General features: G+C 45.0%; 11 protein-coding genes. 4 read left to right on the top strand and 7 right to left on the bottom strand.

Features of this window, described 5'->3' with window-relative positions:
- Positions 1–20 precede the first annotated feature (20 nt).
- From DW159_RS11110 to DW159_RS11100, 3 genes are all read right to left on the bottom strand, one after another.
- Positions 21–2,162 carry a YhgE/Pip domain-containing protein gene (locus tag DW159_RS11110; RefSeq protein WP_117550796.1) on the bottom strand — a complete coding sequence of 714 codons (2,142 nt, stop codon included), beginning with the start codon at positions 2,160–2,162 and terminating at the stop codon, positions 21–23.
- Between the two features lie 86 nt (positions 2,163–2,248).
- Positions 2,249–3,595, bottom strand: a complete 1,347-nt coding sequence (locus DW159_RS11105; RefSeq protein WP_117550794.1) for a glutamate-5-semialdehyde dehydrogenase — start codon at positions 3,593–3,595, stop codon at positions 2,249–2,251.
- A 241-nt stretch (positions 3,596–3,836) separates the two neighbouring features.
- Entirely contained in the window at positions 3,837–5,429 is a 1,593-nt protein-coding gene (locus DW159_RS11100; protein WP_117550792.1) for an alpha-amylase family glycosyl hydrolase, read from the bottom strand.
- Positions 5,430–5,942: 513 nt separating this feature from the next.
- On the opposite strand from DW159_RS11100, the gene DW159_RS11095 reads away from it, so the two are divergent.
- Positions 5,943–7,445 (top strand): sodium-dependent transporter, encoded by a 1,503-nt coding sequence (locus DW159_RS11095; protein WP_117550790.1) that lies wholly within the window; start codon positions 5,943–5,945, stop codon positions 7,443–7,445.
- A 204-nt stretch (positions 7,446–7,649) separates the two neighbouring features.
- On the opposite strand, the gene DW159_RS11090 is transcribed toward DW159_RS11095, so the two are convergent.
- The 3 genes from DW159_RS11090 to DW159_RS11080 all read right to left on the bottom strand — a co-directional run bounded on the left by DW159_RS11090 (position 7,650) and on the right by DW159_RS11080 (position 9,265).
- The gene (locus DW159_RS11090; RefSeq protein ID WP_055146595.1) at positions 7,650–8,360 is read right to left on the bottom strand and encodes a DUF3800 domain-containing protein; all 711 of its coding nucleotides are present in this window, start codon (positions 8,358–8,360) and stop codon (positions 7,650–7,652) included.
- A 46-nt stretch (positions 8,361–8,406) separates the two neighbouring features.
- Positions 8,407–8,832 (bottom strand): FKBP-type peptidyl-prolyl cis-trans isomerase, encoded by a 426-nt coding sequence (locus DW159_RS11085; RefSeq protein ID WP_004850005.1) that lies wholly within the window; start codon positions 8,830–8,832, stop codon positions 8,407–8,409.
- Positions 8,833–8,905: 73 nt separating this feature from the next.
- Positions 8,906–9,265, bottom strand: a complete 360-nt coding sequence (locus tag DW159_RS11080; protein WP_117550788.1) for a VOC family protein — start codon at positions 9,263–9,265, stop codon at positions 8,906–8,908.
- Between the two features lie 192 nt (positions 9,266–9,457).
- On the opposite strand from DW159_RS11080, the gene DW159_RS11075 reads away from it, so the two are divergent.
- Positions 9,458–10,360, top strand: a complete 903-nt coding sequence (locus DW159_RS11075) for a deoxyribonuclease IV (RefSeq protein ID WP_117551052.1) — start codon at positions 9,458–9,460, stop codon at positions 10,358–10,360.
- A 554-nt stretch (positions 10,361–10,914) separates the two neighbouring features.
- On the opposite strand, the gene DW159_RS11070 is transcribed toward DW159_RS11075, so the two are convergent.
- Complete coding sequence (locus tag DW159_RS11070) at positions 10,915–12,438, bottom strand: Mur ligase family protein (RefSeq protein ID WP_117550786.1); 1,524 nt, start codon at positions 12,436–12,438, stop codon at positions 10,915–10,917.
- Between the two features lie 407 nt (positions 12,439–12,845).
- Here DW159_RS11070 and DW159_RS11065 point away from each other — a divergent pair, with 407 nt between their 5' ends.
- The gene (locus tag DW159_RS11065; RefSeq protein ID WP_117550784.1) at positions 12,846–13,622 is read left to right on the top strand and encodes a ZIP family metal transporter; all 777 of its coding nucleotides are present in this window, start codon (positions 12,846–12,848) and stop codon (positions 13,620–13,622) included.
- 256 nt (positions 13,623–13,878) lie between these two features.
- A complete protein-coding gene (eno, locus tag DW159_RS11060) occupies positions 13,879–15,180 on the top strand; it encodes a phosphopyruvate hydratase (protein ID WP_055146761.1) in 1,302 nt (433 codons plus the stop codon).
- The last annotated feature ends 138 nt before the right edge of the window (positions 15,181–15,318 follow it).

Genomic DNA, 15,318 nt, shown 5'->3' with positions numbered 1-15,318 from the left:
GGTGTTCCTCCTTATTTGCATTACATCATATCCGTATCTTCCATACGTTTCTCGATGAAGTGCATGATATGGATAAATGGTTTTCTGATTATAAGTCCTATGACCAGTGCAACCACAATGAAAATTGACAATTCAAGCAGATATTTGAACAGGTCTGCGTGATACATTCCGCCAATACATTCACGCATTGCATTTATCGCATATGGGAATGGGAAGAATATGTACACCTGTCTGAAGAAGTTCGGAAGAGCCTCTATAGGGTAGGTTCCACCGCTCCCCGCTATCTGCAGCACCATGATCACAACAGCTAGGGCCTTGCCTATGTCGCCAAATGATATGGTGAGTGAATATATCAATATTGAAAATGTCAGCCCTGTGAGTGCCGCAGTTGCCCAGAATGCAAATGGGTGCAGACACTGTATCTTCAGCAGGAACAGATCTCCAAGCACTATGACCAGAACCTGAAGCTGAGACAACAGGAAGAAAATAAGGTATCTTCCAAAGAACAACTGGTGTGGTCTGGCATCCTTCAGATAGTCTGCATCCTTCACATGCACCTTCATGAGGGAGACGAGAATTGTCATTCCGACCCAGATGGCAAGCACTGAGTAAAATGATGCCATGGACGAGCCGTAGTTGGCAATGCTGTAGTAGTAATGTTCCTCGACAGCAACAGGCTTTGACAGGAATGACGCCAGCGCCTCTGAGTCTCCGTTGAGGAAGGCGATGATCATGTCGGTCACCTCGCTGTCGGCGGCCTTGTTTATCTCGTCTGTGGCGGTCTGGATCTTGTCCCTGATGTCGCTTATGAGATCAGAGAGATCTGAGAGACTGGTGTTCATTGATGCAATGGTAACCTTATAATTGTCAAATACAGAGCTTGCACTGTTTATGGTAGAATTCAGGGTATTTAACAGATCCTGAGCGTTTTTCAGTGCATTTTTGATGTTCAGGATTATGTTGTCCATGTCAGGAATGACCTGACTGGTAAATGTATCGTCGATGTCTGAGACAGAGTCGATGATCTGGTCGAGCTTATCTGATACGGCATTTTCTGCATTTGTGATCGCAGACATATCCAGACTATCGATGGTGTCAGCGGTGAGAGAGGAAATTTTCTTAACCTCTGTTTTCAGCTTGTCAAGTTTGTTGAGGGCATCTGAAACCTCATTCGTGTTGCTTATGTCAAGAGATTTGATATATTCGTCGACTGCATCGATCTTCTGCTGAAGTTTGTCTGCATCTGCCTTGATATTCTCAAGATCGGCAGATATGTTCTCTGCATCATCCTTCATATGGATAAGCTTTGTAGAGCTTTTCAGATTCTGTATGTCCTGCGCGATGCTGTCAATCTGATCCTGAAGAGAATTCCTGACAGTGTAGTAGGTTGAGCCCACTGAGTCTATATCAGACATGCTTGAATCAATGGCGGAACCCGCATCGGACAGAAGCTTGCTGCTCTTGTCAGTTGCGTCCTTGAGCTTTGTGCTGGTCTTGAGTTTGTTATTTGCCTTGATTATGGAATCTATGGTTTTCTGATATCCGGCGAGATTGTCATCGACGGTTTTGAGTGCTGTGATGAAGTCCGTTCCCTTGAGATCCTTCGACAGATCCGTGTCGGAGTCGTCAATGGCAGTGATAAGCTTCTGTGATATCGCCTTGACGTAGGTCTCGTTGATACTTGTCTTGAGAGTAGAGACTGCGGTGTCGGTTATCTTAGGTGCCACGGCATTTTTCTTCTCATTTTCATAGTAGGTGAAGCTTGGATTTACGAAGTTGTCCGTCAGGGCATTGAACATGTTGTAGGAGAAATCTTCATCAATGACGACGGCGGCATAGTATTTGCCTGATTTCACACCGTCGATGGCGGACTTTTCAGAATCTGGGAATACCCATCCGATACTGGTCTGGCTTTTCAGTTTATCAGCCACGGACTGACCCATGTTCATCTCGTTGCCGTCTGCGTCTGTGTAGCCCCTGTCCAGGTTGACGACGGCGATATTGATATTGCCGGTATTGGCATATGGATCCCAGTTTGCAAATATGTTGAACCATGCATACAGCGCAGGCAGTATGCACAGTCCAATGGCGAGAACTATTGTGAGTATACTTTTTTTGATACCGATCAGGTCGTTTTTGAATATTTTCAGTATTGTTTTCATTTTTATGTAATTCCTATTTATATAGTAAATGCATCAGCGAGGACTGATGTACATGAGAAAGTCCCCGCTGATGATCGTTCATTATTCTACAGGTCTTTGAAATGGAACTGCTTCTTTCCGGTTGCGTAGTCATCAACTATCTGTCCATGTCCGTAAAGCTTGTATTTGTAAGTTACAAGTCCCTCAAGTCCTACAGGGCCTCTTGCATGGATCTTGCTTGTGCTGATTCCGACCTCTGCGCCGAAACCGTATCTGAAGCCATCGGCAAATCTTGTGGAGCAGTTCTGGTATACTCCCGCCGAGTCGACAAGCTGCATGAAGAGGTCGGCAGTGTCGGCATTTTCAGTCACGATACAGTCAGTATGGTGTGAACCGAAGTGGTTGATGTGTGAGATAGCCTCCTGGACATTGTTCACGATCTTGACTGAGAGTACTAGGTCAAGATACTCTGTATTGAAATCGTCGTCTCCCATGATCTCAAAAACGTTCTGGCTGTCAGTTGCGGCATTCGTATGTGAACCATTGGCCTGACCGTCAGCTGTGTATGCCCGTTTGATGATCTCCGCTGCCTCTGCGGTTCCGCGTAGCTTTACACCATTCTCCCTGAGAGCTTTAGCCATGACTGGAAGCATTTCATTTGCCACATCCCTGTGGATGAGAAGTGTCTCCGTTGCGTTGCAGGCAGCGGTGTACTGTGTTTTTGCATCTATGATGATAGGGATAGCCTTCTCTATATCTGCATCCTTGTCTATGTATGTGTGGCAGATTCCGTCTGCGTGTCCCATGACAGGGATCTTGGTGTTGTTCATTATATACTGCACAAATGCATTTGAGCCTCTAGGTATGAGCAGGTCAACGGACTTGTTGCATGACAGAAGCTCATCGATCTCGTTGTGCTGGCTTGCCTGGAGCATGCAGCCCTCTGGTGCTCCGTTTGCAACGGCTGTGCTGTAGATCACATCGAAGAGAGCCTTGTTGGTGTTGGCAGTTTCCTTGCCACCCTTGAGTACTGCGCAGTTGCCGCTCTTGATGCACAGAGAAGATATCTGCACAAGTGCGTCTGGCCGTGCTTCGAATATAATACCGATGACACCGATCGGGCAGGAGACTCTCTGAAGGACCAGCCCCTCGTCAAGCTCTCTCTTGAGCTGGATCTGTCCAACCGGATCAGGAAGCTTTATGAGCTCATCGATTCCATTTGTCACGTCAGCGAGCTTGTGCTCGTCAAACTTCAGTCTCTTCTTGACTGATGCTGCGATCCCGTTCTCCTCGGCAGCAGCCATGTCCTTTGCATTTGCCGCAAATATCTCATCCTTATGTGCGATGAGTGCGTCCTTTACATGTACTAGTATATTGTTTCTTGTATCTTCTGAAAGTGCAGCCATTTTGTAGCTGTCAGCCTTCATGATGCTTGTAGCTTCCTGCATGTTCATAATATTGTTCTCCTTTATAATCCGGTATGTCATGTGCACTTATTCTGTCGTGGCACATGAGCATATAATCCATTAAATATTACCACAAGTTTGGGGAGATGACCACAGGGAAGAAGATAAAAAGAGGCCATCGCATAATATGAGCAACCCACATGGAAAATGAAATCTCCGTTGTGTATGATTGCCATATTATGTGATGACCTTTTTATATGGTTATTGAGTTGTTATATATTGCTCCAAATTAGCAGCTTATCACAACAAAGCTCTGTGCCGGAAGAGTGATAACTCCGTCAGCGATACCTGGCTGTGTGCCGTTTATTGCTATAGAATAGATAACCTTTGCGTCACCAGTCAGCTCAGCAAGCTTCCTTGACTGGGTGTCCGTATTCTTAGGGTTCACTGCAAGGAGTAGATTCCCTCTCTTATATACAAGTGGCTTTCTGCTGATGATCTCAAGGTTGCTCTTGTCCAGCAGATCGGCCTGTGAACGTCTGAGAGAAGTGAGGGCCTTCACTGTATTGAGCAGGGAGTTCTGATCTGCCTCGGAAGCCTCAACATTTGCGGCATTTTCTGCAGGATCAACCGGCAGATAGAGCTTGTCGGCAGGCGCTGATGAGAAGCCCATGTTGTCACCGCTTGTCCACTGCATAGGAGTTCTTGAGCCGGTTCTGGTGAATCCGCCCTCCTTGCTTGCCATGCTTCTGAATTTCATAGCAATCTCATCGCCATAGTAGATGAATGGATTGCCAGGCATTGTCAGGAAGAATGCGTAGGCAAGCTTTAACTCATCCTCCGAGAGTCCGTAGCTGATACGTGTAGTGTCGTGATTTCCTGTGATGAGGGCTATAGCACCCTTGTCCTTTATCTGCTCGTATCTTCCCATGTATTCATCAATGAAGTGGTCGCAGGTTCCTTTGCTGTCAGCCTTGAAGAAGCTGTTGTTCTCCGTGCTGTCGTCAAGTGACTCTGGAAGAGATGCAAATGCATTCAGGTGAGCTTCGTAATCTCTTACCAGAGAGTTATATCCGTTGCCCATCCAGTCGAGATAGAAGTCCATGTCGAAGCCGGCCTTGATTGACTGTTCAGCCTTTCCCCACTCAGATACAAATGCTGACTCAGGGTACTCAGCGTGTATATCGCCGAGAATGTCCTGCCATACGGCAACTGTTCCGCTCTTGTTCGCATCATCATGCTTTACAAGTGAATCTGCCATATCTACACGGAAGCCGTCACAGCCCTTGTCGAGCCAGAAGCGGCATACGTCCTTCATAGCCTCTCTGGTTGCGATACATGCAGGATCGTACATGCTCTTGTGCCATCTCTCAGTTGGATTAAGCACTCCATAGTTGAGAGCCGGCTGGCACTTGAAGAAGTTGACGATGTAGGCACCGTTTCTTGGTGATTCTCCTGCGATGTAGTTGAGACCTGCACCGCCACAGAGCCATCCGTCAGTCCACATATATCTATCTGAGTATTCATTTGGCTCAGCTTTTTTGCTCTCGGTAAACCATGTATGCTCCTCAGATGTGTGGCCTGGAACCAGGTCGAGGAGAATGTGCATGTCCCTCTTGTGAGCCTCAGCGAAGAGGTTCTCTATGTCCTCCATTGTTCCGTATCTCTCGGCAACCTTCTTGTAATCCCTTACATCGTAGCCTGCATCGGAAAATGGTGAATCAAAGCAAGGATTCATCCAGATAGCGTTGCATCCAAGAGACTTGATATAGTCAAGCTTTGCAGTGATTCCGTTAAAATCACCGATACCGTCGCCGTTGGTATCGTAGAAACTCTGTGGGTATATTTCATAAAAAATTGCGTCTTTAAGCCATGTAGCCATAATAAATGTCCTCCTTATAAAAATGCAGCATGCGCATATAAATGCTCTTCGCGCGGCGCATGCGTTACTATTCGTTCTTCCATAATATGAGCAGCGCACTTGCAGCTATGCGCTGGTGGTTTAAGGTATAAGGTATAAGGTACTGCAAACCCACACAGAAATCTGCCTCAAAATACGGAGAACGATCTTATTAGTATTAAGAACATTCTACTCATTATAATAAAATATAATATGGAAAAATGTAATCCTTTATATGTAAATTAATAGATTTATTTTGCAGGGAAATATATTCGTTGAAAACGCGCAGCAAACATAAAAATACCTGTATTTTATCTGGTTCAAATATGTGATAAAATTTGCTTTAAACTGTAAAAGTTTAAACACACAAATGCAATGATATATGTTACAATCACAAGGTATGTGTCAGCATAAATGAAAAAATAATACAGAATGTAATAGCTTGAAGTAAACATCTGACGCAAATAATACTGATATCTGTGAAAGGAAAAGTGTATGAGTAAAGAAAATAACAACGGCGACAGAGAAAAGTTCGCCTCCAGACTTGGGTTCATCCTCGTGTCGGCGGGATGTGCTATTGGCCTTGGAAATGTATGGAAGTTCCCGTATATATGCGGGCAGAATGGCGGAGCGATATTTATCGTGATATATCTGCTGTGTCTGTTGCTTCTGGGATATCCTATCCTTACCTGTGAGTTTGCGATAGGCAGAGGGAGTGGCAAGAGCGTTGGTTCAGCGCTTAAGGAGCTTGCGCCGAAGGGCGGCAACTGGCATAAATTCAGCTGGTATGCCTATGCCGGCAACTATCTGCTGATGATGTTTTATACTATGGTAGCGGGCTGGATGGTATACTATGTGTACGTCATGGGATCAGGACAGCTTCATGGTGGGTCAGTAGAAGCAATAGAAGACAAATTTACAGGGATGCTTGCATCACCGGGACTTATGGTCGCGATCACACTTGCGGTCATCGTGTGTTGTATAGGTATATGTTCACTGGGACTTCAGAACGGAGTGGAGAGGGTGACAAAGATCATGATGTTTGCACTTATAGTTCTGATGATAGTCATGGCAGTGAATTCGCTCATGCTCTCGGGCAACGAAGAAGGACTTAAGTTCTATCTTGTTCCAAGTATCGAGCGTGCAAATGCCAGAGGCTGGGGCAATGTATTATTTGACGCCATGACCCAGGCGTTCTTTACACTCAGTGTAGGTATGGGATCCATGGAGATATTTGGAAGTTATATAGGCAAGGAGAGAAAATTGTCTGGCGAGGCGAAGAGTGTTATGTACCTTGATACATTTGTGGCACTCATGGCCGGAGTCATCATATTGCCAGCATGCTTTGCGTACGGGATCAGCCCGGACAAGGGACCATCACTTCTGTTTATGACCCTGCCGAATGTGTTCAACCACATGCCGGGAGGAAGAGTGTGGGGAATTCTGTTCTTCATATTCATGTCATTTGCGGCGCTTTCCACGGTTATCGCGGTGTTTGAGAATATCATATCGATAAGTATAGATATGTTTGGATGGAAGAGAAAGAAGTCACTTATTATAAATCTGATCGGGATATCAGTGCTCTCCCTGCCGGCTGTGCTTGGATTCAATGTGCTCTCAGGAATCACTCCGATGGGAGCGGGTACAAATATCATGGATCTGGAAGATTTTCTCGTATCGGGAAATATCCTCCCACTCGGATCATTACTTTTTGTCCTGTTCTGTACAAGAAAGAATGGATGGGGATTTGAAAACTTTGTCGCTGAGGCAGACACCGGTATCGGTAAGCCGTTCCCGCAGTTCCTAAGAAAATACATGTCATACGTGCTGCCGCTTATAATCGTGGTTATCTATTTCAAGGGATACTACGACACATTTGCCCCGAAGGGACCAAAACTGCTGTGTATCTGGATGGGAGTTGCAGCATTGTTTGTTCTTTTCATAGGCTATCTGGCGTTTGGACATGGACGGGAGAGCAGGACAGATAAAAAAGAGTGAAAATTTCAGTGAATTTAACACGGACTTATTGTCTTTTGAAGCAAAACATGATATTATATAAGTACCAACAGTAAGTCCTTCGATAGTGCGTTTATCTATGTAAGTGTTCTGTGTGAGCATCGCTCGGAGGCAATTGGTATTTTAAATATTTCAAAAAAGGGATTGAAACCGCGATACAGATCGCAAGGTTCAATCCCTTTTTGATTATGTCAGCTCATAAACACCCTTAAGTATACCCAGCTCTTTCATAAGCTCCAGCTCATCAGTATAGTGTCCGGTCTGCAAGTGAGAATAGAACAGATTAGAAAATACATCCGCTATCTGAACAAATTTGTTGCAGGCCGAGTCAAAGTAGCTCACTGAGAAATTACCTGCGACCTGACCTGACAGTGAAAGCTCAGTGTTCAGATAATTTTCAAGGAATGATTTGTTCTCCACCCGCTCATTCCTCTCGTCAAGCTGCAGAAAGCAGTCCTCGTCAGGAAGATATCCATTCTGTATGAAGTAGAGCAGGGCAGATTTGATGGAGAAGTTGAATGTCCTGGAGATGTTGTCGAAGAAGCGGTTCGGCAGATTTTCATTCTTCATCATGATATAGTACACGTCAAAGTGATGCTTCCTGGAGAAGTAATCCACAAATATGTGCTTCATGTCTCTGTCAAACTGTGCACCTTTTAGTTCACGGAATTTGCCGTCCCGGAACATTCTCCCGCCGTGCTTGGTGATCTTGCCGGTCATGTCATCGACTTTATCACTGTCCAGATCAAGAAGCATCTCATAGTTGGAAGAAATAAATCTCTTGTAAGCACGCTCAAGGGCGACGGGATCGAGGACATGGATCATAGACACCACGAAATACTGATCGTTTGTGGCATATTTATTGATAGAACCTGATTCGTCTATGTAAATGTTCACGATTCCTGCCCCCTTATATAATCGAATTCTTCGCCATGTCTAAGTGTTAATCCACTGATACAAGCTCTATCTTGAAGTTGAGCTCTTTGCCGGCCATCTCATGGTTTGCATCAAATGTGATGGATTCGTCATCTTTTTCAATGACCTTTACAAGGAACTGCTGTCCCATGGAATTGGCAAGGTATACCTGATTGCCGACCTCAAGATTCTCAGCGCCAGGCATATCTGCAAGAGGAGCCTTGATGATGGCCTCCGGGTCAGGCATTCCGTATGCGTCCTCAGGACGAAGATGTACATCGATGATATCGCCAACGTTCATGCCCTCAACTGCCTGATCAAATCCCGGAATCATCTGTCCTGCACCGCAAACGAACTCGATAGGCTCGCCTCTGTCATATGAAGAATCGAACTTTGTTCCGTCGTTGAATGTTCCTGTGTAGTGAACCTTACAGGTTCTTCCTGTGTTACTCATAAAAATTTGTCCTCCAATTGGGTAATATGTCATTAATTGTAACATGAAATAGAGGGAATGGATATAGGAAAAATTATGGCGTTCCGACCTCGATAAGATTGCCGTCAGGATCATAGAATCTGATGACTTTTTGTCCCCATGAATGAGTCATGAGACGATTGACATATTCAATGTTGTATGGCGACTCATCAAGTTTTTGTGCAAACTCCTCGATATTATTTTCTTCAAAATATAACTCCGAAGCATTGTTATGTGGAATTACAAGATTTTCAATGAATTCAGCCCAAATAGTTGCATCCTGAAGGACCAGCCCTCCCGTCAGGATCACATTTCCCTCGTTGTCCAAGATAACCTCAAGCCCGAAGATATCTTTGTAAAATTTTTTTGATCGTTCAATGTCATTTACGACGATTAGTACATTTTTTAATTGCATAGCGGTTTTCCCCCAAGTGTATAATATAAGTTGGTTTCTAGTGTTTAGTTTACCAAATGATTTGCAAACAGTCTACATAATATATGGTAAAATTAGAAAAAACTATTTATTGATTGCAGCGGCAGCGTATTGTGCAGTCGGCGAGGATAGAGTAAACTGAAAACAGTTTAGAATGAATGGAGATAAATTATGTTGAAATTAGGATGTCATGTAGGAATGTCTGGCAAGGATATGATGCTCGGCTCAGTGAAGGATGCTGTGGCATTTGGCGCAAATACATTTATGCTTTACACAGGCGCACCGCAGAATACGAGACGCAAGGATATATCGGAGCTTAGGATACAGGAGGCACATGAACTTATGGCACAGCACGGCATAGATGAGTTCGTGGTCCATGCGCCGTATATAATCAATCTTGCAAATACAGTAAATCCTGCGACTTATGAAATCGCAGTGGAATTCCTCGCAAAGGAGATTGACAGGGCGACAGCGATGGGATCACAGACCATAGTCCTTCATCCGGGCTCACATGTAGGAGAGGGCGTGGACAAGGGAATTGCAAGCATAGTAAAGGGTCTGAATGAAGTCCTGACCGCAGACACTACATGCCATATAGCGCTTGAGACCATGGCGGGAAAGGGCAGTGAGATTGGAAGAAACTTTGAGGAGCTTGCGCGAATTTATGATGGAGTGAGTCATAATGACAAGCTTCGTGTGTGCTTTGACACTTGTCACACCAGCGATGCGGGCTACGACATCATACATGATTTCGATGGAGTCGTGGAGAAGTTCGACAGACTCATCGGCAAAGATCAGATAGCGGTATTCCACATGAACGACAGCAAGAACGAGCCGGGAGCTGCAAAGGACAGACATGAGAACTTTGGATTTGGCAAGATCGGCTTTGAGCCACTCATGTACATCATGAACCATCCTGACTTCATGGAAGTCCCAAAGATCCTGGAATCCCCATACATCAAAGACCCGGAAAACAGCAAGAAAAGCTACGAGCCGTTCAAACGGGAGATAGCAATGATCCGAAATGGGAAATTCGATCCGAAGATGAGGGAGAAAGTGGTGGAAGATAACAGATAAAAAAGGAGTTCTACTTAGTAGAACTCCCTGAATGTTTTCTTTCGGCATCTCTGCCTATCCGGGTTTTGGTAAACAAACAACCCTTATAAAGCTCAGCCATGCACTGTTTCCCGAAACATCACACGCATCATCACTCTACAGCCTGCTACGACTATTAAGTTTACGTCAGTCTGATAGGCAACTCCTGTCACCTGCATAACAGCGCTTTCGCCCTGTTTCTACTATATAAGCTGAGCCGCAAGAAAGGCAATAAACCTGTGGTTTACCCCTTGCATATCTAATGATAAGTCAAAACACAGGTAATCAGCCATTCATCTGCTTCAAAAACTATAATAAAAGAGATGTATGTTGTGTATGGGCTATCGGTAGTGAAGACTGCCGAGCTTCAGGATTTTCCTGCCGAGCTGAAGACCGCAGCGCCCTTATCGCGGTCGTAAGCGAGTGCAAATGGAAAATTCTGAAGTGACAGCAGTCGAACGTGATAGCACATACACAACATACATCTCTTTTTTCATGAACTGAATACAGATGAAGGACTGATTACCGTCCGTCCCTTACTTCTCCGGATGCTCTGTCAGCCAGTGCTCGATGACCTGCGCATCAGAGTGGCACTGCACAAAAGTTCCGTTGATTCTCTGGGTACTCTCAATACCCTTTCCAGTCGTGATGACAAGCTCGCCAGGCTGAGCCTCATCGAGGGCTCTTGTGAGAGCCTGCTCCCTGTCAACGATTATATAGCAAGGCTTTGTGATGTACTGCTTGATCTCCTTGCAGATCTCCTCACAGGACTCAAAGCCCGGATCCTCCATGGTGAGAACAACCTTGTCGGCATACTGCTCAGCAAGTCTTCCCATATCCTCACGGCGCTTCTTGTAACGCTCACCGCCACAGCCGAATACAACGGTTATAGACTTTGGCTTCATGGTCTTTTTAACCATCTCATACAGTCTGTACATGCTTATATAGTTGTGTGCGTAGTCGATCATAAATGTGCGATCCTTCCAGTGATATACCTGTAGTCTTCCCGGAACATATACATCTCTGATGCTGCTTCTGATCTGATCATTTGGAATGCCGATGAGAAGAGAGGAGATGATGGCGGCAACAATATTTTCAACATTGTAATCACCGATCAGGTTGGTGTTGTATGCTCTGTTCTCTCCTCCGTATATAAGCTCAAAGTAGCTGTTATGGTCTGTGAGATCTTCATTGTGGATGCTGGCGAATTCAGTATCCTTTTCAAAGAAATCGTCATCCCTTGACATGAGCTTTTCAATTGATTCCTTGCTTCCGTATACAACAACGTGCTTGTCCCTTACTTCATTATATATAGTTTCAAAATATCTTGTGTCACTGTACAGCACAACGTTGTCGCACTGCTTCAGGAAGGATACCTTGCATCCGAGATAGTCCTCCATGGAGGCGTGCTCTGTCGGGCTGATGTGATCGTAGTCGATATTGGTAAATACTCCGACCTTGTAGTGCTCTCCGTAGATGCGGTTCATCTTCATGGCCTGGGAAGAAACTTCCATTATACAGTGTGTACAGCCTTCATCTACAGCCATGTCGAAGTATGTCTGGAGTTCAATAGGCTCAGGTGTGGTGAGAGTGGTCTCAAAAACCTTTGTTCCAACATCAATCTCATGGGTTGAGAATGCTGAGCATCTGTTGTCGGTGTATTTGTCCAGTATATCCTTCATGACAAATGTAACTGTGGTCTTTCCCTTTGTTCCGGTGATCCCGACCTTGACCATGTTATCGCCTGGATTGCCGAAGAACCATCTGGCAGCAAGAGCCATGGCCTTTCTTATATCATTTACAATAATATAAGGAATGTCCACGTCGTCGTACTTTTGCTGTGACAAATATACGATGGCGCCCTGTGCGATGGCTGATTTCAGGTAATCCTCCTTAAATGAGGCACCCTTGCACACGAAGAATGTACCTGGGACCACATCCTTGGAATTGATGGTTATATGGGAAGGAGTGATGTCTTTGCAATCCTCCGAATATTCAGTTATAAGATCCTGCCTGCTTAAAATATCCAATAAAGCTGTAAATTGTAAATTCTCTTTCATACTTTTCCCCTTGGAATGTGTCTTTTATTGTATTTGTACGGACTTATGATCCGTACGACTAAATGTATCACTTATTATGCTTTCTATAAATAATTATGTCAAATAAAAAATACTCAGATCATTAGTTCTGTTCTCTTCATATTTATCTCCATTTGCATACAAATATATCCAAGCTGGTATAACCATGCCTATTATAGCATAACATCAGGTATTATAGCACTTAAATTGTCGAAATGCGAAGCATTTTGACCCGGTATTGATAACTTCTATCATATGCAAAAACTTGTGTTGACAAAGTGCATCTGTTCAATTAAATTGTAGTCGCAATTTAAAAAAGAAAGATGAACTAGTGAAGAGGTTATATGAATATAGTATAGACAGAATACATATTATAAAGAGGTGATGAAATGTCAGAGTTCATAACATTATTTATACCATTTGCCGGAACAACACTGGGATCGGCCATGGTTTTCCTTATGAAAGATAAGATCTCTCCGCTTGTGGAGAAGGCTCTGCTCGGGTTTGCGGCGGGGGTCATGATCGCGGCGTCCATATGGTCACTGCTCATTCCGTCAATAGACATGGCGGAGGCACAGGGCAAGATAGCGTGGCTGCCGGCACTTATCGGATTTGCTCTTGGAATCATATTCCTGCTTGTTCTTGACACGGTGATACCGCACCTTCATCTGGAAAGTGACAAACCGGAGGGCGTCAGGTCAAAGCTTCAGAAGACGACCATGATGATATTTGCAGTCACGCTCCACAATATCCCCGAGGGCATGGCAGTGGGCGTTGTGTACGCCGGCGCAGCCATGGGCAATATGGGCGTGTCCATCACAGGTGCATTTGCACTTTCCATAGGAATCGCTATACAGAACTTCCCGGAGGGCGCAATTGTGTCCATGCCGCTTGTTGGCGAGGGCATGAGCAAGAAGAAGGCATTTCTGTATGGAACGCTGTCCGGAGCTGTGGAGCCGGTCGGAGGTTTCCTCACGGCACTGCTGGCTGTCCAGGTCACACCACTTCTTCCGTATTTCCTTGCATTTGCGGCGGGAGCCATGCTCTATGTGGTCATAGAAGAGCTGATACCTGAGTCTCAGGCGGGCGAGCATACCAATATAGGAACCATCGGTGCGGCGGTGGGCTTCGCTCTTATGATGGTGCTGGATGTGGCACTCGGATAATGACGAAAAATGCTAAATGATAAAATATGAGCAACTACTTATGTTGATTTTAAATATAAGTTAGCTTAAACTAACATCGTAGATCATGTGAGCTCCTGTACCCTCTGTAAACTGTTGAATCGGAGGGACAGCAGGGGTTATACTCGCGCGAAAGAGGAGGTGCCATGTGCCCTGTGGGCACATATCGGAATGCACCGACGAACTGCCGCCGACCGTAAGGGAGGGGGCGATACAAGAAAGGAGAAATATAAAAATGATGAATTATCTTGAGATCGAAAAGGTAATAGGAAGAGAGATCCTTGATTCAAGAGGGAATCCAACAGTTGAGGCGGAGGTGTATCTGGCAGATGGAACAGTAGGCCGTGGTGCGGCGCCAAGTGGAGCTTCCACAGGTGAGTTTGAGGCACTTGAGCTTCGTGATGGAGACAAGTCAAGATACCTCGGCAAGGGTGTTCAGAAAGCAGTAGAGAATATAAATACTACTATAAATGACGTACTTACAGGAATGGATGCGTCTGATATATATGCAGTTGATGCAGCAATGATTAAGGCTGATGGAACAAAGGACAAGTCAAACCTTGGAGCAAATGCTGTCCTTGCAGTTTCAATCGCAGCAGCAAGAGCAGCTTCAATCTCACTTGACATTCCTCTTTATAGATTCCTCGGTGGAATCTCAGGAAACAAGCTTCCAGTTCCAATGATGAACATCGTAAACGGTGGATGTCATGCTCTGTCATCAGGACTTGACGTTCAGGAGTTCATGATCATGCCAGTTGGCGCTCCATCATTCAAGGAGTGTCTGAGATGGTGTGCAGAGGTATTCCACGCACTTGCAGGAATCCTCAAGGAGAGAGGCCTTGCTACATCAGTAGGTGATGAGGGTGGATTTGCCCCGGCACTTAAGTCTGACGAGGAGGCTATCGAGACAATTCTTGAGGCTGTAAAGAAGGCTGGGTATGAGCCGGGTAAGGACTTCAAGATCGCTATGGATGCTGCTTCATCAGAGTGGAAGAGCGAGAAGGGCAAGGGCTGGTACAAGCTTCCAAAGGCTGGAACAGAGTATACAGCAGAGCAGCTCATCGAGCACTGGGCAAAGCTTGTTGAGAAGTATCCTATCATCTCAATTGAGGATGGTCTCGATGAGGAGGATTGGGAAGGATGGCAGAAGCTCACAGCAAGACTTGGCGACAAGGTACAGCTTGTCGGTGATGATCTGTTTGTTACAAATACAGAGAGACTTGCAAAGGGTATCGAGATGGGATGCGCAAACTGTATCCTTATCAAGCTCAACCAGATCGGCTCAGTATCAGAGACACTTGAGGCTATCAAGATGGCTCATAAGGCCGGATACACAGCAATATCATCACACAGATCAGGTGAGACAGCGGATACAACTATCGCAGATCTCGCAGTAGCACTCAACACATGCCAGATCAAGACAGGTGCTCCTTCAAGATCAGAGAGAGTTGCAAAGTACAACCAGCTCCTCAGAATCGAAGAGCAGCTTGGCGACTCAGCTGTATATCCTGGAATCAAAGCTTTCAACGTAAAGCAGTAGGATAATAGTATTAGCCATACGAATGCATCTCCACTGGTGGAATCATCGGCGGAGGTGCTTTTTTTATACTTTAATTAAATAAAAAAATGACTAAAAATTGCCAGATAATATGTGTGTATTTTAACATTAAAAATATGG

This window comes from Coprococcus sp. AM14-16, from assembly GCF_003434675.1.
Taxonomy (GTDB): Bacteria; Bacillota; Clostridia; order Lachnospirales; family Lachnospiraceae; genus Coprococcus; species Coprococcus aceti.
Note: the sequence above shows the minus strand (reverse complement) of the source record. Positions and strands in the feature narration are given on the sequence as shown.